Source organism: Paenibacillus sp. CH40 (assembly GCF_024213605.1).
Classification (GTDB): Bacteria; Bacillota; Bacilli; order Paenibacillales; family Paenibacillaceae; genus Paenibacillus; species Paenibacillus polymyxa_B.
The window spans coordinates 191,918-213,962 of sequence record NZ_JANAVQ010000003.1 but is presented as its reverse complement, the minus strand read 5'-3'; the positions used below and the strand labels follow the sequence as shown (position 1 = coordinate 213,962).

Annotated in this window: 20 protein-coding genes and 1 riboswitch; all 20 genes read left to right on the top strand. The window is 44.9% G+C overall.

Annotation, left to right across the window (positions count from 1 at the left end):
* Window positions 1-33 precede the first annotated feature (33 nt).
* The 20 genes from NLX73_RS10910 (at window position 34) to NLX73_RS10815 (ending at window position 22,027) form a co-directional block, all read left to right on the top strand.
* Complete coding sequence (locus NLX73_RS10910) at window positions 34-738, top strand: Crp/Fnr family transcriptional regulator (RefSeq protein ID WP_165177763.1); 705 nt, start codon at window positions 34-36, stop codon at window positions 736-738.
* 56 nt (window positions 739-794) lie between these two features.
* Window positions 795-1,286, top strand: coding sequence for a DMT family transporter (locus NLX73_RS10905; RefSeq protein ID WP_039271577.1), 492 nt, complete (start codon window positions 795-797; stop codon window positions 1,284-1,286).
* A 350-nt stretch (window positions 1,287-1,636) separates the two neighbouring features.
* On the top strand, window positions 1,637-2,737 hold the full coding sequence (fni, locus tag NLX73_RS10900; RefSeq protein WP_254326151.1) for a type 2 isopentenyl-diphosphate Delta-isomerase: 1,101 nt from the start codon (window positions 1,637-1,639) through the stop codon (window positions 2,735-2,737).
* Window positions 2,734-3,225 (top strand): GNAT family N-acetyltransferase, encoded by a 492-nt coding sequence (locus tag NLX73_RS10895; protein WP_039271574.1) that lies wholly within the window; start codon window positions 2,734-2,736, stop codon window positions 3,223-3,225. The genes fni and NLX73_RS10895 overlap by 4 nt, the downstream gene beginning before the upstream one ends.
* Before the next feature lie 133 nt (window positions 3,226-3,358).
* Window positions 3,359-4,459 (top strand): redox-regulated ATPase YchF, encoded by a 1,101-nt coding sequence (ychF, locus tag NLX73_RS10890; RefSeq protein ID WP_039271572.1) that lies wholly within the window; start codon window positions 3,359-3,361, stop codon window positions 4,457-4,459.
* 273 nt (window positions 4,460-4,732) lie between these two features.
* A complete protein-coding gene (gene prfA / locus NLX73_RS10885; protein WP_013312344.1) occupies window positions 4,733-5,800 on the top strand; it encodes a peptide chain release factor 1 in 1,068 nt (355 codons plus the stop codon).
* 3 nt (window positions 5,801-5,803) lie between these two features.
* Window positions 5,804-6,703, top strand: coding sequence for a peptide chain release factor N(5)-glutamine methyltransferase (gene prmC / locus NLX73_RS10880; RefSeq protein WP_254326150.1), 900 nt, complete (start codon window positions 5,804-5,806; stop codon window positions 6,701-6,703).
* A 75-nt stretch (window positions 6,704-6,778) separates the two neighbouring features.
* A complete protein-coding gene (locus tag NLX73_RS10875) occupies window positions 6,779-7,972 on the top strand; it encodes an FtsW/RodA/SpoVE family cell cycle protein (protein ID WP_165177755.1) in 1,194 nt (397 codons plus the stop codon).
* Window positions 7,973-8,228: 256 nt separating this feature from the next.
* Window positions 8,229-8,921, top strand: coding sequence for a stage II sporulation protein R (spoIIR, locus tag NLX73_RS10870; RefSeq protein ID WP_254326149.1), 693 nt, complete (start codon window positions 8,229-8,231; stop codon window positions 8,919-8,921).
* Between the two features lie 155 nt (window positions 8,922-9,076).
* Window positions 9,077-10,324, top strand: coding sequence for an L-threonylcarbamoyladenylate synthase (locus NLX73_RS10865; RefSeq protein ID WP_254326148.1), 1,248 nt, complete (start codon window positions 9,077-9,079; stop codon window positions 10,322-10,324).
* 142 nt (window positions 10,325-10,466) lie between these two features.
* Window positions 10,467-11,027 (top strand): manganese efflux pump MntP, encoded by a 561-nt coding sequence (locus NLX73_RS10860; RefSeq protein WP_023990719.1) that lies wholly within the window; start codon window positions 10,467-10,469, stop codon window positions 11,025-11,027.
* A gap of 104 nt (window positions 11,028-11,131) precedes the next feature.
* On the top strand, window positions 11,132-11,716 hold the full coding sequence (locus NLX73_RS10855) for a low molecular weight protein arginine phosphatase (RefSeq protein ID WP_250260251.1): 585 nt from the start codon (window positions 11,132-11,134) through the stop codon (window positions 11,714-11,716).
* A 78-nt stretch (window positions 11,717-11,794) separates the two neighbouring features.
* Window positions 11,795-11,876: riboswitch (ZMP/ZTP riboswitch) on the top strand.
* 220 nt (window positions 11,877-12,096) lie between these two features.
* The gene (locus tag NLX73_RS10850; protein WP_254326383.1) at window positions 12,097-12,684 is read left to right on the top strand and encodes a TIGR01440 family protein; all 588 of its coding nucleotides are present in this window, start codon (window positions 12,097-12,099) and stop codon (window positions 12,682-12,684) included.
* 120 nt (window positions 12,685-12,804) lie between these two features.
* The gene (locus tag NLX73_RS10845) at window positions 12,805-14,055 is read left to right on the top strand and encodes a serine hydroxymethyltransferase (RefSeq protein ID WP_013312336.1); all 1,251 of its coding nucleotides are present in this window, start codon (window positions 12,805-12,807) and stop codon (window positions 14,053-14,055) included.
* A 174-nt stretch (window positions 14,056-14,229) separates the two neighbouring features.
* A complete protein-coding gene (locus NLX73_RS10840; RefSeq protein ID WP_165177744.1) occupies window positions 14,230-15,111 on the top strand; it encodes a carbohydrate ABC transporter permease in 882 nt (293 codons plus the stop codon).
* Window positions 15,111-15,947 carry a carbohydrate ABC transporter permease gene (locus NLX73_RS10835; RefSeq protein WP_165177741.1) on the top strand — a complete coding sequence of 279 codons (837 nt, stop codon included), beginning with the start codon at window positions 15,111-15,113 and terminating at the stop codon, window positions 15,945-15,947. The genes NLX73_RS10840 and NLX73_RS10835 overlap by 1 nt, the downstream gene beginning before the upstream one ends.
* A 15-nt stretch (window positions 15,948-15,962) precedes the next feature.
* Window positions 15,963-17,228: an ABC transporter substrate-binding protein gene (locus NLX73_RS10830; protein ID WP_165177739.1), complete on the top strand. Its 1,266-nt coding sequence runs from the start codon at window positions 15,963-15,965 to the stop codon at window positions 17,226-17,228.
* A gap of 181 nt (window positions 17,229-17,409) precedes the next feature.
* Window positions 17,410-19,155 carry an ABC transporter ATP-binding protein gene (locus NLX73_RS10825; protein WP_254326147.1) on the top strand — a complete coding sequence of 582 codons (1,746 nt, stop codon included), beginning with the start codon at window positions 17,410-17,412 and terminating at the stop codon, window positions 19,153-19,155.
* 17 nt (window positions 19,156-19,172) lie between these two features.
* The gene (locus NLX73_RS10820) at window positions 19,173-19,889 is read left to right on the top strand and encodes a S8 family serine peptidase (protein ID WP_254326146.1); all 717 of its coding nucleotides are present in this window, start codon (window positions 19,173-19,175) and stop codon (window positions 19,887-19,889) included.
* Window positions 19,886-22,027 (top strand): radical SAM peptide maturase, CXXX-repeat target family, encoded by a 2,142-nt coding sequence (locus NLX73_RS10815; protein WP_254326145.1) that lies wholly within the window; start codon window positions 19,886-19,888, stop codon window positions 22,025-22,027. Before NLX73_RS10820 ends, NLX73_RS10815 begins: the two co-directional genes overlap by 4 nt.
* The last annotated feature ends 18 nt before the right edge of the window (window positions 22,028-22,045 follow it).

Here is a 22,045-nt window from a genome sequence, read left to right as displayed (position 1 = left end):
CTTAGAATGTAGAGATTGAAGGTGAGCTTAGGAATGAGAGAAATTCAGGATCAAGAGCAGCTAAAATATTTTTTGCAGCTGCATGAGTTGGAATCCATACTCTACGAGCCACTACATCCTTATTTGTCGTTGCATCGTTTGGAGCAAGGGGAAAAGCTCTGTTTACAGGGGGACCCCATCGAGCATCTATATATACTGGTGCAGGGCAAGGTCAAGATTTATACCAGCTCTACCGAAGGGAAAACCCTGATCCTTTGCTTCAAAACACCGATCGAGGTTATAGGAGATGTTGAATATATTCGGAGTAGTCACGTCATCAACACAGTAGAGGCAGTGTCTCCGATCTATGTGATCGGTATTCACCACCAATGGATGAACAAATACGGCAGAGACTATGCTCCTTTGCTGCAATTTCTATTGGATATTGTCACGCGAAAGTTTTGCCTGGACTCCGACTTTTCCAGTTTCAATCTCATGTATCCGGTGGAAGTCAGGCTGGCGAGCTACCTGCTATCGGTTTCTTTTGACGAATCGAATACGGCTTTTCATGAGGAATTACGTGCATCCAGTCTGGTAGATGTGGCGAATTTGATCGGAACCAGCTATAGACATCTCAACCGTGTTATTCGCAAAATGATTGAAGATGGATGGGTTGAACGGACAAAAGGCTACATTGTCATTAGAGACAGAAAAGGTTTGAGCGAACTGGCAGGACATAATATTTATGAATCATTGTAATATGGGCTTTTATAAAAGCAGAAGAATATCAAGGATCATCAAGGGAGAGTTAACATATGTTATTAGGAATTGTATTGGCGATTATCGCAGGTGCCTTGGTCAGTTTGCAAACGATATTCAATAATAAGGTGAATGAACGGACAGGATCGTGGGCTACAACAACATTGGTGCTGGGAACAGGGTTCGTGGCTTCCTTACTCGGAAGTCTTATTTTTGAAGGGAAAAATACATTTACTTTACAGCATATGCAGCCGTGGTACTGGTTCAGTGGCATGATTGGTGTCGGTGTTGTGTTCTGTCTGGTGCAAGGAATGAAGCGACTTGGCCCGACCTATGCGATCTCCATAGTATTGACGGCGCAATTAGGTACGGCCCTGTTGTGGGATTCGTTAGGATGGCTGGGATTAGAAAAGATTCCGTTTACCTTTAACAAGTTGATCGGAGTATTGGTCATTATTGGTGGTATTCTGGTATTCAAATTTGGGCATGGGCGTACGAAGGAACAAGCAGAAAGCATTTCATCTGTACCTGATTCGATGAAGGGATGAAGGAGATTGTATGACCTTTATCTTGCTGGGATAGGGATCGTCCTTTCGAATAGGCATTTTGCAGAAAAGCGGCAGCTCCATTAGGAGCGGCTTTTCTGTAGAGTTTCCGAAATAACTGGTTTATTGCAAAATTTGAACATGGCCATGGGTAAGAAAAAATGTTCACGATCGTGTATATATTTTTCCATCCATGATACAATGAAAGTATCTTAAAACAGCCACTTTAAGGGCTACGGTATTGAATATAAGAGACGATAAATAGATCGGTTACCGTGTTCGGGAACGGTCTTATTTGTGCTTCTTGAACTTGATACAATAAACAGAGTGACTTTGGATGAGGTGGAACATAGATGAGTAGTACAGAAAATGAAAAAGGAGCACCTGACGGTTTTAATAGATCCGGCTCTTTGTTGCCTGCCGCGAGGACAGGCGAACGGAAGATTGAGCACGTCCGCCTTTGTTTGCAAGAAGATGTAGCCGGACATGGCATCACCAGTGGGCTGGAGCGATATGCCTTTAAGCACTGCGCTCTGCCGGAGTTGCATTTTGACGAGGTTCGTCTGGATACTACTTTTTTAGGACGAGCTGTACGAACACCGCTGCTTATTAGCTCCATGACAGGCGGTAGCGCCGAGACAGGAGCGATTAATGAGCGACTAGCAGAGACAGCGGAGAGACGCGGCTGGGCATTGGGGGTCGGTTCGGTACGGGCTGCGGTGGAAAGGGAGGAACTGGCTTCAACCTTTGCGGTTCGCCGTCTGGCACCCAGTATCCCGATCCTTGCCAATCTGGGTGCGGTGCAGCTGAACTACGGATTTGGCGTGGACGATTGTCGCCGTGCAGTGGAAATTGCCGGAGCAGATATGTTGGTGCTGCATTTGAACGGATTGCAGGAGATTTTTCAACCTGAAGGGAATTTGGATTTTAGTGGTTTGCTTCAGCGCATTGAGGAGTTGTGTCGTCAGCTTTCAGTGCCTGTAGGAGTGAAGGAAGTAGGTTGGGGCATAGATGGCGAGACGGCATCGAGACTGTATGATGCGGGTGCAGCCTTTATAGATGTCGCTGGCGCAGGCGGGACAAGCTGGAGCCAAGTGGAGAAATTTCGCAATCCTGATCCTGTGCGTCGCGCGGCGGCGGAGGCATTTGCGGATTGGGGCAACTCGACCGCTGATTGTATCGTGGAAGTCAGAGCCGCTCAGCCACATGGTGCTCTGATCGGCAGCGGTGGACTGAGGGACGGTGTCGATGCAGCGAAGGCGCTTGCTTTGGGAGCTGACATGGCAGGCTTCGGGCGTTCTTTGCTCGGTTCTGCGGTTGCCTCTAGGGAAGCGCTGGAGGCACGTTTGGAGCAGGTCGAACTGGAACTCCGCACGGTTATGTTTGGTATTGGGGTAGATGGAATAGAAGGACTCAAAGATACGACTCGACTAAGAAAGAAGGTAAACGGATGAGCGGACTTATTACATTGGTTCCGATGAATGCAGAGCAATATGATCGATTTGAACAACGCTCGCTTGCCGACTATGCGGATGAGAAAATCCAAGCAGGTACATGGACGGTAGAAGAAGCACCAGAACGTGCGGCAGAAAGTTTTGCTCGATACCTGCCACAGAGACTAGACACACCTCATGCTCACCTGTATATGTTGATGTTTTCCGATGCCGGGGGGCAGAGTCAGGAGGAAGCTGGCTACATCTGGTTCAATATTACGGACGGCGTGCAAGGAAAAGAAGCTTTTCTACTGGATATTCTTGTATACGATTCATACCAGGGGAGGGGTCTAGGCACGCTGGCGATGGAGGCTTTGGAACAGGAGGCTCGCAGGCTGGGAGCTGTACGCATCGGTTTGCATGTATTTGGGCATAATGAGCGAGCTTTGCATGTATATCGCAAGTCGGGCTATCGGATTACAGATATCCAGATGAGCAAAGAAATCTAAATAGGGATATAGCAATATCCTGAATTTCATAACCGTATGCTTGCCGCGTGTATAGGTTCTCATATATAATGTGGGTTGGTAAACTAACGGATGGCATAACGCATATTTTATATAAACGGGAGTTGTTCTGATTATGGCTTTAAAAGCGGGGATTGTGGGCTTGCCGAACGTGGGCAAATCAACACTTTTTAACGCAATAACGCAGGCGGGTGCGGAATCCGCAAACTATCCATTTTGTACGATTGACCCCAATGTAGGCGTCGTTGAAGTACCAGACGAGCGGCTGGATAAGCTGACCGAACTGGTTGTGCCGAATAAAACGGTGCCAACGGCATTTGAATTTGTTGATATTGCAGGACTTGTGCGCGGTGCGAGCAAGGGCGAGGGTCTGGGTAACAAGTTTTTGGCTCATATTCGTGAAGTGGATGCGATTGTACATGTGGTACGTTGCTTTGAAGATGAGAACATTACCCATGTGGACGGCAAAATTGACCCGATCAGCGACATTCAGACCATTAATTTGGAACTGATTCTGGCGGATATCGAAAGTGTAGACAAGCGTATTGAACGTTCCCGCAAAAACATGAAGGGTGGCAACAAGCAGTACACCCAAGAGGTAGAAGTGTTGGAGCGGATCAAGGAATCGCTGTATGCTGATAAACCTGCGCGTAGCTTAGAGTTGTCGGATGAAGAACGGTTGATTGTACGCGATCTTCATTTGCTTACGATGAAGCCTGTACTCTACGCAGCTAATGTTAGCGAAGATGGCGTAACGGAAGCGGACAGCAATCCATATGTGCAAAAGGTACGCGATTTTGCCGTGGCGGAAAATGCAGAAGTGGTGCCGATCAGCGCCAAGGTAGAATCTGAAATCGCTGAACTGGAAGGCGAAGACAAGGCGATGTTCCTCGAGGAGCTGGGATTAGCTGAATCTGGATTGAACCGTCTGATTAAAGCAGCTTATCGCTTGCTGGGCCTGTATACGTATTTCACAGCAGGTGTGCAGGAAGTACGCGCTTGGACGATTCACAAAGGAACGAAGGCACCGGGTGCTGCGGGCGTAATTCATACGGATTTTGAACGCGGGTTTATTCGTGCCGAGGTTGTATCCTACAACGATTTGGTCGCTGCTGGTTCGATGAACGGGGCTAAGGAACGTGGTCAGCTTCGTCTGGAAGGTAAGGAATATGTAGTGCAGGACGGAGACGTTATGCATTTCCGTTTTAATGTTTAATATATAATTTCCAGAATACAATACCTGATTCGGATATATAAAAGACGATGACTTCATGTATGTGTGTTCTGAAAGGTGCTAGATTACGTGGTCGCTGCCTATATTAGGGCGGCGACTTTTTTTATTGTTTTGCATGTTGTGTGGATTTTTGCAAAATCCTAAATTAGTCAGTATTTCTTGTAGCTAATTCATGAATTAGTTGGTATAATAAAGAGCTGTAGCCAGTGAAATTGAAGCTGGTTTCATATTAATTTAACTGAAGAGGTGAATCGCTTGTTGGACCGATTGCAATCATTGGCGGACCGCTACGATAAACTGAGCGAACTGCTCTGCGATCCGGATGTAGCGAACGATAGCAAAAAACTTAGAGATTATTCCAAAGAACAGTCTGATTTACAGCCTGCTTATGAAGCATATACCGAATATAAAAATGTCGTTGAAGAGCTGGAAGCTGCAAAAACCATGCAGGGTGAAAAGCTGGACGACGAGATGCGTGAAATGGTCAAAATGGAGATTGAAGAACTGAGTGTTCGCAAGCGGGAGCTGGATGAAAAAATCCGTATTTTGCTGCTGCCAAAGGACCCGAATGATGATAAGAACGTTATTATTGAGATTCGTGGTGCAGCAGGTGGTGACGAAGCGGCACTGTTCGCAGCTGACTTGTATCGGATGTATACTCGTTATGCCGATACTCAAGGCTGGCGTGTAGAGCTGATGGACGCGAACATGAATGATCTCGGGGGCTTTAAAGAGGTTATTTTCATGATTAACGGTCGTGGTGCATACAGCAAGATGAAATTCGAAAGCGGCGCACACCGCGTACAGCGGATTCCGACGACGGAATCAGGTGGGCGTATTCATACGTCGACATCTACAGTATCCGTTATGCCTGAGGCCGAAGAAGTGGATATTGAAATTTCCGATAAGGATATTCGCGTGGATACGTTCTGTTCCAGTGGTGCGGGCGGACAGTCCGTTAATACGACCAAGTCGGCGGTGCGTGTAACGCATATGCCAACAGGTATTATGGCAACCTGTCAGGACGGAAAATCCCAGAACTCCAATAAGGAGAAGGCGCTGCAAGTTTTGCGTGCCCGTATTTCGGATATGTTGCGTCAGGAAGAGGAAGCCAAATATGCAGGCGAGCGTAAGAGCAAAGTAGGTACTGGAGACCGCAGTGAGCGTATACGTACCTACAATTTCCCGCAAAGCCGTGTAACGGATCATCGTATTGGCCTAACTATGCATAAGTTGGACCAGGTGATGAACGGGGAGATCGAAGAAATCGTATCGGCGCTCACGATTGCAGAGCAGGCTGATTTGATGGAACAAGAGGTTTAAGTTTTGGGAAACGAACGCGATTGTGTGTATCGGATGTCGCCGGAACGGAACATGAGTGTCAGAGAAGCCTTAGTTGAGGCTTCTTCTTTTTTAGGAAGCTGTGGCGTTCTGGAGCCGCAGCATAATGCCCGTTTGCTGCTGGAGCATGTGCTCGGGTTGGAAGGTACGGCGTTTTACGCCGCTCTGGGTGATCCGTTCCCTTCCACCGCCAAGGAGGCGTGGGAACGGATCATAGCCCGCAAAGCTGCGGGTGAACCGGCGCAGTATATTATCGGACGGCAGGAATTCTATGGCCGCCCGTTCATGGTTTCGCCGTCGGTGCTGATCCCACGCCCGGAGACAGAACTGCTCGTCGAGGCGATACTCCAGCACGGTGATCGGCTGTGGCCAAGCGGCGCTCCGCAGGCGCTCGACATCGGCGCGGGCAGCGGTGCGATTGCCGTGACGCTGGCGGCTGAGCGACCGAGCTGGCGCGTGGCGGCAGGGGATATTTCGGCTGCCGCCTTAAAAGTAGCGGCTCATAACGCTGCTGCGAACGGCGCAGCCGTAGAATTCCGCGAGGGCGATCTGCTGGCGCCATTTGCGGGAACGACGGTGGACATTCTCGTGTCCAACCCGCCGTACATCCCGGCTGCTGACATCGCTGGCTTACAGCCGGAGGTCCGCGACCATGAGCCGCGGATGGCGTTGGATGGTGGTCCTGACGGGCTCGGCCCGTATCGGGCAATGCTGGAGCAGCTCGGACTCCTTCAGGCTCCGCCCCGGCTAATCGGGTTTGAATTGGGGATGGGACAGGCCAGAGACGTGGCTGACCTGCTGGAACAGGCGGGTCATTGGAAGAACATTATAATCGTTCCTGACCTTGCTGGGATCGAACGACATGTCCTAGGTGTCTCGGAGTAGTGCTGCATTTTCTTTTTGCGAGTCTTTCCTTTAGAATAAGAGGAGTATGACCGAGAAACGGCTCAGGGGGAAATCATGCTTCAGAAATTGAAAAAAATTGACGGTCCGGTTATCTTTATTCTGGTTTTGCTCATGGCGATTAGTATCATAACGGTATACAGCGCAGGTAGGGGACCTACGAACTTGGCAGAGCACGGCAATGACTATCAAAAGATGATCGGGTATTATATATTGGGTTTTGTGGCGATCTTGGGTTTAGCGATAGTCGATTTTCGGATATTCATTAAAAAAGCCCTCTACGTATATGGGGGCGGAATATTCCTGCTGGGTCTCGGATTTTTTGGCGGGACGGTTAACAACTCTCAGGGCTTTCTGAAAGTTGGTGGCTTGAATCTTCAGCCTGCTGAGGTATTCAAGCTGGTCCTTATCATTTTTCTGACTTATATGCTGATCAAAAAGCGCAAGAGCAAGCTGTATTTTATTCAGGATGTTCTTCCAGTCGCTCTGGTGAGCTTTGTCCCGTTTGCCATGGTTATGGCACAAAATGACTTGGGTAATGCGCTCGGTTACATTGTCATCGTCATCGGTATGCTATGGATTGGTAATGTGAAGGCATCCCATGCGTTGATCGGATTCATCGTATTTGCAGTCGCTGTTGGCGGCGGAATCAAGGCTTATATTTCGTTTCACGATGAGATTGATTCCTTTATGAAGGGGATTGGCCGTAGTCACTGGGTTGAGCGTTTGGACCCTTGGTTGGTACCGGAAGAGGCAACCGCGAAGGCGTCTTATCATACCAAAAATGCCAAGCTGGCGATAGCCTCTGGCGGGATGATGGGCAAGGGCTTTTTGCAAGGAACCTCGGTACAGTCCGGGCGTGTTCCTTATACGTACGCGGATTCTATTTTTGTGGTCGTAGCGGAGGAATTTGGCTTTGTAGGCTCTTCAGTGCTGCTATTGTTATATTTTATTTTGATTCACCGAATGATCCTGATTTCGCTGGAATGCCGGGATCGCGCCGGACCGTATATTATTGTCGGGATTGTGTCCATGTTGCTGTACCAGATTTTTGAGAATATTGGTGCGTTTCTGGGCATTATGCCGCTTACCGGGATTACGCTCCCGTTCATAAGTTATGGTGGTACCTCGTTGCTTATTAACATGGCTAGTATCGGCTTGGTTATGAGTATTAAGGTGCACGGCCAAGAGCTGGAGGACGATCTGCCGCAGCCTTCCAGAGTAAGCTTGACGAAGGCGAAAAAAGCCTAGTGCAGGTGGATTTGGCTTGAATCTGATTGGCATTTGTGTGAGTTGAAACGGTGCAACGAAAGAGTCCAGATTGTGAAATCTGGGCTTTTTTATATTCCTCGGTGAGGGTCAGAAGCTTGGTGTAGCATGATTTGAGGGTGTATTGAAGAAAATCTGTAAAGTGTTCCTGAATCTTTTATAAGATTCATAGGTTTAGACTCTCCCAAACCGGACAGACTGATAGACATGATAGAGTTTGGGTTTGGGGGAGACGAAGATGAAAAATTGGATCAAGCAAGCTGCAATGATACTATTTTGTATTTCGATATTAATGATGTCTTGGGAAGGTCAAAAGACGGATGCTGCTATGACCACTGGAACAAGAGGAACCTTAGCATCAGGAGTAGCTACAACAGGGCTGAATGTGATTCCACATGACTCCATTCGACTGCGTATTTTGGCCAACTCGGATCGTCCGGAGGATCAGCTGGTTAAACGCGAAATACGGGACGCTATTGTACAGCAGATGAATGCCTGGGTGGGTGAGCTGGAAAACCCGCAAAGCTTAGATCAAGCTAGATCATTGATTGGTGCTCATTTACCTGAAATTGACCGTTTGGTAGGTACGGAACTGGCTCGTCGCGGCATTGCATATGATCATCAGGTGGAACTGGCGAGCGTACCTTTCCCGACGAAAATGTACGGTGGTCTGGTCTACCCAGCAGGAAATTATGAAGCGCTTCGGGTTACGCTGGGGCAAGGAAAAGGGCAAAATTGGTGGTGCGTGCTGTTTCCTCCGCTGTGCTTTATTGATGCAGGCAGTGGGGAAGCAGCGGCACAAACGGTATCAGCAAAAACGGATCACGGAGAAAGTCGGACGAATGCCGCTGACAAGGAGCCGGAAGTACGTTTTTTTCTGTGGGATGCACTTGCGGGACTGTGTAGCTGGGTGAGTGGCTTGTTTGCCTAAACGTTGAGGAGTGTAAGTTTCCCCATATGCTATAATGGAGCTTACGATAGATACACACATGGCAGAGCCAAATAAACTGATCTTTCAAAGTAGCCTTATAGGATCAAGCGAAATCACTGGCCTGTATATGACAATAAGATATGGGATGATCTGATATGAGTGATAAATCGAATCAAATGCAAGACTTGCGCGGAGATTTTGTGCAAAAGGAAAAATCGGAGCAAAAGCTGGACGAACAGGAAAATTGCGAGCTGAAGCAGGCATTGAGGTCTTCCCATACCCAATGGTGGGATGTAAGATGTTTGGTTCCTGTGAGCAACATTGACGGGGATGTTTCTGACCAAGTTTGGGCTGAACAGACTCGGATCGCGGCGGAAAAGGGCATACGGGAGGCTGGCGTACTCCTCCAAGCTGGAGAGACGGTAGCCTTTCCTACGGAGACCGTGTACGGCCTGGGGGCCGATGCTCGTAGTACAAAAGCGGTGGAGGCGGTATTCGCTGCCAAAGGACGTCCCTCCGATAACCCGCTCATTGTACATATTTCTGATGCTGATCAATTAGAGGGTATGGTAGCAGAAATAAACGATACGGCCCGAGCGCTGATAAATATGTTCTGGCCGGGACCGCTGACTCTCGTATTGCCGGTAGTGCCGCAGGCACTGTCATCGCGTGTGACAGCCGGGCTGGATACAGTCGGTGTACGCATGCCGGATCATCCGATAGCCCTTCGTTTGATCGCTGAAGCGGGTTGTCCACTGGCTGCGCCAAGCGCCAACCGGTCGGGAAGACCCAGTCCCACCCTTGCACAGCATGTGCGAGAGGATCTGGAGGGCCGCATCGGCGGCATTTTGGACGGAGGTCCCACGGGGGTGGGGCTGGAGTCCACGGTGGTGCAGGCGGGTGACGACGGAACCGTCACCATCCTGCGCCCCGGCGGCGTGACGGCTGAGCAGCTCGCTGCGGTTGCTCGCGCCGTCGTACTGGACCCGGCGTTGACTGTTACGCCCGGGGAAGACGCGGACAGCCCGGCGCCGCGCTCGCCAGGCATGAAGTACACGCACTACGCGCCGCGAGGCCGCTTGAGCGTGGTACAAGGCCCGTCGTCCGTTGAGGTGACGGGCTGGATTCGCGCCGCGCTGGCGGAGGCTTCCGCGCGCGGAGAGCGCACGGCAGTGCTCGCGTTCGACGAGCATGCCGCCGGTTACGCCGGAGAACGCGTCTACACGCTAGGCAAGCTGGACGCGCTCCATGAGGCGGCGCAGCGCCTGTACGGCGTGCTGCGTCGCTGCGACGAGGACGGCGTCACCTACATTTTGGCGGAATCCTGTCCGCCGAAGGGATTGGGAGACGCCGTCATGAACCGCCTGCTTAAAGCGGCAGGTCACCGAATCGTCCGCTTGTAGCTTATGTCGAATCAGAGCCTCTTATATTAAATTTTCCTCCCTCCTCGTCTCGGTATTGGGTACTTTCAGTACATGCTTGTACTGATTTGCCCCTTGTCCGCATAACGTGTACAAGAACAGACGGATAATGGAGGGATGGAGTATGCTGGCAGCCTCTGCCCATGCCGGGCAGGTTGTAACGATTCTGATCATGGCGGTAGCGCTAGGAATGGATGCGTTATCACTGGGCGTAGGGATCGGCATGAAGGGGATACGCCTGCGAGACGTGCTGCGCATCAGTACTGTCATTGGCTTTTTTCACATTCTGATGCCATTACTGGGAATGTTCACAGGCCATTATATGAGTTCTTTATTAGGTCATGTGACGGCCTACTTCGCAGGGGGTCTACTCATCCTTTTGGGCGGGCATATGGTGTATAATTCCTTTAAAGGGGACGGCGTACAGGTATTGGATCATCGTTCGCCTTTAGGCCTTTTGCTGTTTGCACTTGGGGTGAGCGTTGACTCATTTTCTGTAGGAGTGTCACTAGGTATGTTCCAGAGTGATCTGGTGCTATCCGTTCTGGCGTTTGGTTTTTGCGGGGGAGCAATGGCGATGCTGGGCCTGCTGCTGGGTCGCAAGGTCAGCCGTAATCTAGGAGATTATGGGGAAGCAGTGGGTGGTGCCATTTTGTTGGCATTCGGCTTTATGTTTATGTTTTGATTTTAGCGTAGACAGTGTAAAATAAGTGCAGGGTTATCGTAAAGGATTAGGATTATAGTAATCCTCTGTTTATATATTTTTTTAACATACGGGGGGTGAAAACGTTGAAGAATATCTTATTCGTATGCACAGGGAATACCTGTCGCAGTCCAATGGCTGAAGGGATGCTGCGTAAGTTGGCTGCTGAGCAGGGGCTAGAACTGGAAGTGCGTTCTGCGGGAGTAGCCGCGATGGAAGGCGCGCCGATATCCCGACATGCAGAGGCGGTTCTACGTGATCACGATATATCCGATCAGATCACTTCAACCCCTTTGAGCGACGGGCTTGCCGGGTGGGCGCATCTGATCTTAACCTTGACGCAAGGACATAAACAGCACGTCATTCAGCGCTTTCCCCAAACGGCGGGCAAAGTATTTACGCTTAAGGAATATGTGGAGAACCGGGATGAGGTGTTGAATGATGTACAGGAGTTGGATGGGTTATATGCTTCACAGCAGTTGATGGCTTCACTCGGACAAGAGCTATCGGCGCAGGAGCGTGAACGAATGATTGAATTACACCAACGGATTCCGGGCTTTGATATTTCAGATCCGTTTGGCGGTTCGCGAGAAGACTACGATGTCACAGCTGCGGAAATCCGTACGGCGCTGCATAAGCTGCTGGACAAGCTAAAGGCTTCTTCCGAATAAAATTGGTATTACTCATCTGTTTTGTACGGAATCTGTTGATTTTCGGCGGCTAATCCGTTAAGATAAGGTGGAAAAATGAGAATCCGATGTAACTGGCGACAAAAGTGGGATTAACCACGATGGAGCATCGGATATACGGCCGGTCGCCTGGGCAAAAGAGCAATTCCACATAGGTGTGGACTGCTCTTTTTTTCATATACAAGTTGAGCCAGATTGTTAGCTGAGAGTTGATTCCTTTAAAGGTTCTTCCATTTTTTCTGCTCGAAATCTGAAACATCGGCTATAATATAGTCAGATTGTGATCAGGAGAGAGTGTGTTGAATTTGGGGCATGAGACCGTGCCTAGTCTCTGAGAGGCTGTTCAACCAAAGGAGGTTCCAATAGTGGGACAATTGGATCATGAGATTTCGCTGGAAGCACAGACCACTTCTGTCGTGCGGGAAATCGCAGAAGCAGCCAGTCTCAAGGCTGGCCGCCTGCTAGTTATTGGCGTTAGCACAAGTGAAGTGGCTGGAAGTCGGATTGGTACGGCGGGAGCGCTCGATGTGGCTCAGCAACTGTTGTCTGGAGTAGAGTCCGTCCGCAGGAAGTATGGCTTTGATGTGGCGTTTCAATGCTGTGAGCATTTGAACCGAGCGCTGGTCGTTGAACGGGCTGTGCTGGAGCGACTGGGACTGACGGAGGTTGCAGCTGTTCCTGTTCGTACAGCAGGAGGCTCTATGGCCACCGTCGCCTATCGTTCTATGAGTGACGCGTGTTTGGCGGCGAACGTGCAGGCCCATGCCGGGATAGACATCGGCGAAACGCTGATTGGCATGCATCTGCGACCCATTGCTGTTCCATTTCGCCCAAGTCTTCGCTGGATTGGCGAAGCACGTGTGACAGCGGCATTCACCCGTCCTCCGCTTATTGGTGGACAACGGGCAGTGTATAGTTTGGAGCAAGAAGTCGGCGGAAACTGCGATTAGCATTTGGCATGGCGGCATGTTTGTACTAATCTTTTTTGCATTGATGATGAGGTACCCAACAGAGGAGCAGGCGTTTGCTTGTATACCCAACAATTGACTATGGAGAGGGAGTAATCAATCATGATGGAACACCTGCGTAAAAGTGACCCGGCAGTGATGGAAGCAATGGGACTTGAACTGAAACGACAACGCCACAATATCGAGTTAATCGCATCCGAGAACATTGTCAGTGAAGCAGTAATGGAAGCCATGGGCTCCGTGCTGACGAATAAATATGCTGAAGGTTATCCGAACAAACGCTACTATGGTGGCTGTGAGCATGTAGATATCGTTGAAGACATCGCACGTGACCGCGCAAAAGAATTGTTCGGCGCCGAGCATGCTAACGTGCAGCCTCACTCTGGAGCACAAGCCAACATGGCGGTGTATCTGGCAGCTCTCAAACCTGGAGATACTGTACTGGGTATGAATCTGGCGCATGGTGGCCATTTAACACACGGAAGTCCGGTTAACGCTTCCGGCTTGTTGTATAACTTTGCTGCTTACGGTGTACGCGAAGACAACTTCCGCATCGACTACGATGAAGTGCGCAAGGCAGCCTTTAAGCACCGTCCTCGTCTGATTGTAGCTGGCGCGAGTGCATATCCGCGTACTATTGATTTTGAAGCTTTTGCTTCCATTGCCAATGATGTAGGCGCTCTGTTTATGGTGGATATGGCACATATCGCTGGTCTCGTGGCAGCGGGAATTCACCCAAGTCCAGTTCCGCATGCCCAATTTGTAACAACAACGACACACAAAACGCTGCGTGGTCCGCGTGGGGGTCTGATTCTGACTCGCAAAGCATGGGCGCAAGCGATTGATAAAGCTATTTTCCCTGGTACTCAAGGGGGGCCACTGATGCATGTGATCGCGTCCAAAGCGGTTGCTTTGGGTGAAGCGCTCCAGCCATCGTTCAAAACCTATGCGCAAAACGTAGTTCGCAACGCACAGGTGCTGGCTGAAACACTGTTGGCTGAAGGGATTAACATTGTATCCGGTGGTACGGATAACCATCTGATGCTGTTGGATACGCGCAATTTGAATATCACAGGTAAAGAAGCGGAGCATGTATTGGATTCCGTGGGCATCACAGTCAATAAAAATGCGATTCCTTTTGACCCGACCAGTCCATTCGTAACAAGCGGAATTCGTATTGGTACACCTGCTGCAACATCTCGTGGTATGGATGAAGAGGCTATGGTCAAAATCGGTAAAATCATTGCTGAAACCCTTAAAAACCCGAAAGATGATACTGTATTGTCCAAAGCAAGCCAAGCGGTTGGCGAGTTGACAGATAAGTTCCCGATTTATCCAGGAACTCAATACTAATTCATCGACATTCATAATTTTTATGTTATAGGCTGTTTTCCTTCCGTAAGCCGGAGGAGAACAGTCTTTTTTTGCTTCCGAACGACTCGAAACATACATTTTTGGGTAATAAGCGATTACAGTAAGGGTTTATGCGCGCTATCCTTCATGATCGACGACAAAGGAGTGATTGCATTGAGTCAAAGAAAATCCGCGCAATTTTTGCAGCAACTCGTATTTGTAGGACCGATGGCGTTGTTTTTTGTCTTGATTATGGTCATTCCGTTCCTGCTGGGGCTGTATTATTCTATGACCAACTGGGATGGAGTATCTGAAAATATCCGATGGCTCGGACTGGGGAATTACATTCATATTTTTAGGGATGATCCAGATTTTCGTAATGCATTCTGGTTTACGGTCCGGTTTACCGTATGTGGTGTCGTTCTGACGAACCTGATTGGCTTTTTCCTAGCCTATGCACTTACCAAACCGTTGCGTACCCGTAATGCACTGCGAACTGTATTTTTTATGCCCAATATGATTGGCGGCTTGCTGCTCGGCTTTATCTGGCAATTTATATTTGTACGCGGCTTTTCTGCAGTAGGTGAGGCAACAGGGCTTTCTTTTTTTAAACTGCCGTGGCTGGGTGATGGGCCAACTGCTTTTTGGGGAACTGTCATTGTGTTTGTGTGGCAATATGCAGGTTATCTCATGGTTATTTACATATCCTCGTTAAATAATGTCCCGCATGCCCTTATTGAATCGGCACAAATCGACGGTGCGAGCCGAAGACAGATTCTGCGTCATATTGTAGTGCCACTTATTATGCCAGCGGTGACCGTCTGCTTGTTCCTGGCGATATCCTGGTCCTTTAAAATATTTGAGTTGAATTTGGCTCTCACAAAGGGGGGACCTTTCAAGTCGACAGAGTCTGTAGCGTTGGACATATATAATGAAGCGTTTACAAATAATCGACTTGGATTAGGGACTGCCAAAGCTATGATTTTCTTTGTGGTCGTTGCAATCATAACCAGCATTCAGGTGCGTCTCACGAAGAAAAAGGAGGTCGAAATGTAATGGGAAAAACGTCAAACTATCGTTTGGGCACATGGGCTGCTGAAATAATGCTAATTGTGATCGGGTTAATCTTTCTGGTTCCGTTTTATTTTTTGCTCGTAAACTCCGTTAAATCCTTTGGCGACATTTTGGCCCATTCCGCTTCGTGGCCGACAACCTTCCGTTTTGAAAACTATGCTAACGCCTGGAATAAAATAAACTTTCCCACAGCACTGGGGAATTCACTGATTGTCACGATCGTCAGTAATGCGCTTTTGCTACTAATCAGCTCGATGGCCGCTTACCAGATGGTTCGGCATGACACTCGTTTTAATCGGTTCCTGTTCGGTTTGCTTGTGGCTGCGATGGTAGTTCCCTTTCAATCGATTATGTTGCCGCTTATGGAAGTGTCCAACGTATTGAGCTTGAACAACAGTATACCGGGACTGATCTTATGTTATCTGGGTTTTGGAGCGCCTTTATCCGTTTTTCTTTTTCATGGCTTTATTAAAGCGGTACCTATTGAGATCGAGCAGGCGGCAAGGGTGGACGGTTCATCCCGGTACGGGGTGTTCTTTCGCATCGTTTGTCCGCTGCTGCTGCCTATGTTCGTAACCGTGCTTATCTTGAATACCTTATGGATCTGGAATGACTATCTGTTGCCTTCACTCATTTTGAATGATCCTGAGCTGCGTACCATTCCGATTGCAACCTATATGTTGTTTGGTCAGTACACCAAGCAATGGGACTTGGCGCTGCCAGCACTGGTGTTGGGGATCACGCCAATTGTTGTGTTTTTTCTGGTGATGCAAAAATACATCGTTTCTGGCATTGCAGCCGGCGCGGTCAAAGGCTGAAGGGAGAGATAATCGATGAAAAAAACAGCGTTACTTGTCATCTCCTTGATGGTGCTGCTCGCATGTACACTTGCAGGTTGTGGAAATACGAAGGCTCAACAGAGTAAGACAAAAACGATACACATTTATCAATTCAAAGTAGAGATATCGGAACCGTTAAACAAGCTGAAGGCTGAATATGAAAAGACCCACCCTGGCATCAAGCTGGATATCCAATCTGTCGGTGGTGGTACGGACTACGGTGCTTCGTTGAAGGCAAAATTCGCATCAGGCGATCAGCCGGACATTTTTACAAATGAGGGCTACCAAGACCGCGATACGTGGTTGGAGTACTTGGAGGATTTGTCGGATCAGCCATGGGTGAAGGATCTGGACGATTTCGCTCGTAAGCCGATGACGGTTAACGGTAAGATTTATGGACAGCCTATGAATCTGGAAGGATTTGGATTTGTTTATAACAAGGATTTATTTAAAAAAGCGGGCATAACCAAACTGCCTCAGACGATAGATGAACTGGAGCAAGCAGCCAAGCGACTGAAAGCGGCAGGGATTATACCTTTTGCTAACGGGTATGCGGAATGGTGGGTTCTGGGGAACCATTTTATCAATATCCCGTTTGCCAGACAGCCGAACCCGGAAAGTTACGTTGAGGATTTAAACAAAGGAACGGCTCGCATCCCCGGTAACCCCGTGTTCGATCAATGGGTAAAGTTGCTTGACCTGACTATAAAATATGGGAACCGCAATCCGCTCACGACGGATTACAATACACAAGTGACACTGTTTTCGACAGGTAAGGCTGCTATGATGCACCAGGGGAACTGGACGCAACCGCAAATGGATGGAATTAATCCTAACTTGAATTTGGGTATTCTGCCTACGCCTATAGACAATGATCCCTCCACAGGAGGTAGACTCGCGGTGGGAGTGGCCTCGAACTGGGTGATCAATAAAAATTCGCCTGTGAAGCAGGAGGCAAAAGAATTCCTCAATTGGTTGGTCACATCAGAAACAGGCAAACATTATATCATCAAGGAATTTAAGTTTGTTCCTGCCTTCAAAAGTATCACGTCCAGTGACGAGACGACAGGTGATCTAGGTGCAGAAATATCTCGGCATGTGAGGGAAGGCAAGATATGGAGTTGGAACTTTCAACGCTTCCCGAAAGGGCTAAATCAGGATTTAAGCAGTAGTATGCAAGCCTATATTGCAGGGGTTATCACGAAGGACGAAATGCTTCAGCAATTTCAGGGGGCATGGGACAATTTGAAGTATAGATAAACGTAGATGAGAAAGCTTTCCGATTCATTTATCGGATAAGCTTTTTAATTTGCATATTATTGTATATAAATTGCTTTTATTCAAAAAAATATTTATTTGAGAGAATGATCACATTAATATGGAATGAATTGTATTATTATTTGTTTAGAGAGTTTAAAGTCACAAGGCGAGAGGCTAGATTATGGATTATATTAAACATCCAATAACCTTGAAATTACTAGGACGAATGTGGGTGCTAATTCGTCCTTATAAATTGAAATTTTTAGTAAATATAGGTGTGATAGTAGTTTCAGTTATATTAAGTCTTGCTCAACCTTTATTATGGGCAAAAATTCTTACTTCCTTATATAATCAAAACTTAAATGAACTATATAAATTTACATTCTATTTTATAATATTCTTTTTAATTCAGACTCTAGTTAATCTCGGAAGAGCACACCTTTTTTCGTTTTTAAATGAATCTATTATTTTAAACTTAAAACAAACGTTATATAAGAAAATAATGAACTTATCAATTTATGATTTTGATAAAATAGGTGTGTCTGAATTTATTTCTAAATTACACAATGATACCGAGGTCGTTGCCGACGTCATTGTGGGTAAGTCGGTACACTTTATCGTGAATTTACTAACGTCTTTAGCTATAGGTATAACTCTTTTTTTCATTGAATGGAAATTAGCTCTCTTGATTGTTGCACTAATTCCAGTTTTATATTTGATTATAAAATTATTTTCTAAGCATATTAAAGCTAGAAGTACTGAAGCCTCCAGTATTAATGATTATATATATTTCATAGTTCAGCAGTCATTTATTGGTATTAAGGAAATTAGAAATCTTAATATACGAGATCAGAATTTAATTAACTTCGGCACAGCCACGGAAGAACTTAAATCAAAAAAAATTAGAATTGTACATTTACAGGCTATTTCTCAGAACCTTGCCCAGATTGTTAGCTTTATTATCCAAATCCTTATTATTTTGATAGGTGCATATCTTGTTGTTGAAACTAAAACATTATCTATAGAAATTTTTATTGCTTTAAACACATATTCATTTCAATTAATTAATTCACTAATGCAAGTTACAGAATTTAACACTGATTTTCAAAGATTAGTTGTATCACTTGAAAGAATATTTGCAGTTATGGATAGAAAAGAATACAAATTTAAATTTGAAAATAATGGAAATTCAGAAAATCTAAAGGGCAGTATAAATTTTAAAAACGTGTTTTTTTCCTATGAGACAGATCGTGTAATACTTGATAATGTAAGCTTTGAAATTGCACCTTTCTCCAAAACAGCAATTGTAGGAAGAAGTGGTGCTGGTAAATCGACAATTTTCAATATATTGCTTAGATTTTATTCGCCTATAAGTGGTCAGATATATATTGATGATTATGACTTGCAAGAAATAGATGAAATTAGTCTTAGGAAGTATATTACGCTTGTTCAACAGGCACCCTATTTTTTTGGTGGATCAATAAAAGAAAATTTGCTTGTTGCTAATCCTGATACTACTATTGAGGACCTTTATGAAGCTTGTAAAAAGGCCTACATACATGATGTTATTATTAATTTGCCAAATGGGTATGAGACTATAATTGGTGAAAACGGTACCAATTTATCGGGGGGGGAAAAACAAAGGCTTGCAATTGCAAGGGCTATATTAAGGAATACTAGAATTATTTTGTTGGATGAACCAACTTCTTCTGTTGACAATGAGTCACAGTACTTTATTAATAGCACACTTAACTTACTCTCTCATAATCATACAATAGTTATTATAGCGCATCATTTATCTAATGTTATTGATTGTGACAAAATTATCATTCTTGATCAAGGAAAGGTTATTGAGAGTGGTATCCATACTAGTTTAACTAATAACAAAAATTATATAGATCTATTTAATTCTGAAATGTCAATCTAATGATAAGGAGGAAGAGTGTGAGACAAACGAATACTTTTGCTTTTAGACCTGTCAAAATTGTGGTGTTGGATAGCGGAATAGACATAGACAAAGGGGGGCTCGTAGAACATGTAAAAGAATCTATACGTTTTAGCTTAGATAGAAATGGTACTGTATTGGAGAAAAATGAATTTTCATATAATAACGATCATGGTACAGCAGTTGCAATGGCAATAAAGCATATCACACCAAATATTGAGTTTATAAGTATGAACATATTAAATGAAGAATTAAGATCTGACGGAAGATTATTACTTTATGCTTTTAAGAGAGCAATAGAATATAATCCTGACATTGTTCATATGAGTCTTGGAACCAAAAGCTTGAGATATGCAAAACCGCTGAAAAGATTGTCTTGTGAAGCTCAAGACCATAAAATCTTTGTAGTAGCTGCTGCTAATAACGATAAAGTGAGATCTCTACCTGCTCGATTAGCGAATGTTATTGGGGTCAAGAGCACGTCTAATTTAGATCCAGAAAATTATTGTTATACTAATAAGTATTTTTATGCTTGCGATAATGTTAATAATGTGAAAAAAATTGATGAAATTCCTAATTATAAGCATCTAATTGGTTCAAGTATAGCAGCAGCTTTCATAAGTGGTCATATAGCCAGATTAATTAGCAAAATAGACTTTAGGTATGATGAAATAAATTCATTATTAAAAAGGGGAACTTTGGGAGGAAGAATATGAGTACACTGAACTATATGTTGGGTAAAACCGTAGAAGAGTGGAGATCAGAAGAAGGGAAACAAATTACTTTTTGCGTTACAGAGGACTGCAACTTAGCTTGTAAGTATTGTTATATAGTGGGTAAAAATCATAAAAATAAAATGACATTTGATGTTGCCAAAAAAGCAGTTGATTATATATTGAGTCATCCGGAAGATTTTCCAGAAAAAGCTGTGATTTGGGACTTTATTGGAGGCGAGCCATTCCTGGAAATTGATTTAATTGATAAAATTTGTGATTATATAAAAATTCAGATGTATCAATTGGATCATCTCTGGTTTAACAATTATCGTTTTAATTTCTCGTCGAACGGTCTTTTATACCATACGCCTAAGGTTCAGAGATTTATTAAGAAGAATCATAGTAAGTTGAATATTGGAATTAGTGTAGACGGAAATAAGACCAAACATGATCTGCAAAGAGTTTTTCCTGATGGCAGTGGTTCATACGATCTTGTGAAGAATAATATTTCGTTATGGCAGAAACAGTTTCCAAACAGTCATACTAAGGCTACCTTTTCACACGATGATTTACCACACCTTAAAGATAGTATAATTAGTTTATGGGATTTAGGGATAAATGATGTATCAGCAAATGTAATATTTGAAGATGTGTGGGAGGAAGGAGACGACCAGATTTTTGAGAACCAACTCAAAGAATTAGCAGATTATATTCTAGAACACGATCTATGGAAGGATCATAACGTAAGATTTTTTGAAGAAAATTTAGGTAAACCACTTGATGAGGAAAAGCTTAATCAGAATTTTTGTGGAGTTGGAAAAATGCTTGCTATAGATTATAAAGGTGACTTTTTCCCATGTGTTAGATTCGTTGATTATTCCTTGAGCAATAGACCCGGATACTCGATCGGTAATATACACACTGGCATTGATAAAAACCGTTTAAGACCCTTTATGTTACTTAATCTTCAAAATCAAAGTAAGGAAGAATGTATCAATTGTGAAGTTGCAACTGGATGCGCATGGTGTGTGGGACATAATTATGATACGGCATCTACTGATACTATATTTCAAAGGGCAACTTTTATATGTAAGATGCATAAAGCAAATTGTAATGCAAATGATTACTTCTGGTACGAATTTGAGAAAAGAACGGGAATTAAACCAACAGTAACAGTACCGGATGGGAAAGAGAAGTACTTAATGTTTTTGGAGTCGGATCACATAACAACGCATTGTTCATACAAAAGTAAAATTAGATTAGAAAGTGAATATATGGATGAGGAGACTTATAAGCTTGGGCTGGAGTTTTGTGAAAAACATAAATTGACGCCTATACTATTAGGAGATTTTCCTTACGCTGATGCTTCAATACTACGAATGAGTAAAACGAATTATTACAATGATAACAAGTTTATACAAATTTTTGACAACGACATATATCAAATTCAAAGAAAAATAGATAAAAATAATAATAATCAATTATGCATTCTCAAAATCAATAAAGGAAATATACCTAATATCGAAAGGTTTATTAAAGTTTTAAAGCTTGACTTTAATAGAATTAACCTTATTTTAGATGATATCGAACTTTGGAAGAAAGAAAATTTGGAGAATTATGAAAGAGAGTTAAGTAAACTCTCAACGTTGATAATTGAAAGTTATAAAGAGGGAAGACCCTTGGAAATTAATGTACTGACTGATATTTTAGAACTGGATAAAATGTGTAACTGTGGTGCTGGAGAGAATACATTCACACTTGCCCCCAATGGAAGAATTTATATGTGCCCTGCTTTTTACTTTGAAGACCCTGAAAAATATATGTGCAATCTTGATCTAGATACAAAACTGCAAACAAATGAATTAGTGGGCTTGGAACAATCACCCTTATGCAAGGGATGTGATGCATTCCACTGCAGCAGATGTAAATATTTAAATCATAAGCTCACTACTCAGATCAATGTACCTTCTGAAATTCAATGTGTCATTAGTCATATTGAAAGGGAATGTTCAGTTCAGATTAAAAATTGTTTAGAGAAAGAAGGGATAATATTTAGAAATGCTTTAAAAAGTATAGATTATTTAGATCCTATTCATAATTTTTATAAAACAAAGTCAAAGCAATTGATTAATCAATAAATTTATTTAACTAAGGGG

Coding starts and splice junctions, on each gene's coding strand:
- NLX73_RS10875 (WP_165177755.1), top strand. CDS start 6,779: ATGCTTCAGAAATTGAAAAAAATTGACGGTCCGGTTATCTTTATTCTG.
- ychF (WP_039271572.1), top strand. CDS start 3,359: ATGGCTTTAAAAGCGGGGATTGTGGGCTTGCCGAACGTGGGCAAATCA.
- NLX73_RS10895 (WP_039271574.1), top strand. CDS start 2,734: ATGAGCGGACTTATTACATTGGTTCCGATGAATGCAGAGCAATATGAT.
- NLX73_RS10835 (WP_165177741.1), top strand. CDS start 15,111: ATGGGAAAAACGTCAAACTATCGTTTGGGCACATGGGCTGCTGAAATA.
- NLX73_RS10905 (WP_039271577.1), top strand. CDS start 795: ATGTTATTAGGAATTGTATTGGCGATTATCGCAGGTGCCTTGGTCAGT.
- spoIIR (WP_254326149.1), top strand. CDS start 8,229: ATGAAAAATTGGATCAAGCAAGCTGCAATGATACTATTTTGTATTTCG.
- NLX73_RS10865 (WP_254326148.1), top strand. CDS start 9,077: ATGAGTGATAAATCGAATCAAATGCAAGACTTGCGCGGAGATTTTGTG.
- NLX73_RS10845 (WP_013312336.1), top strand. CDS start 12,805: ATGATGGAACACCTGCGTAAAAGTGACCCGGCAGTGATGGAAGCAATG.
- fni (WP_254326151.1), top strand. CDS start 1,637: ATGAGTAGTACAGAAAATGAAAAAGGAGCACCTGACGGTTTTAATAGA.
- NLX73_RS10825 (WP_254326147.1), top strand. CDS start 17,410: ATGGATTATATTAAACATCCAATAACCTTGAAATTACTAGGACGAATG.
- NLX73_RS10815 (WP_254326145.1), top strand. CDS start 19,886: ATGAGTACACTGAACTATATGTTGGGTAAAACCGTAGAAGAGTGGAGA.
- NLX73_RS10830 (WP_165177739.1), top strand. CDS start 15,963: ATGAAAAAAACAGCGTTACTTGTCATCTCCTTGATGGTGCTGCTCGCA.
- NLX73_RS10860 (WP_023990719.1), top strand. CDS start 10,467: ATGCTGGCAGCCTCTGCCCATGCCGGGCAGGTTGTAACGATTCTGATC.
- NLX73_RS10910 (WP_165177763.1), top strand. CDS start 34: ATGAGAGAAATTCAGGATCAAGAGCAGCTAAAATATTTTTTGCAGCTG.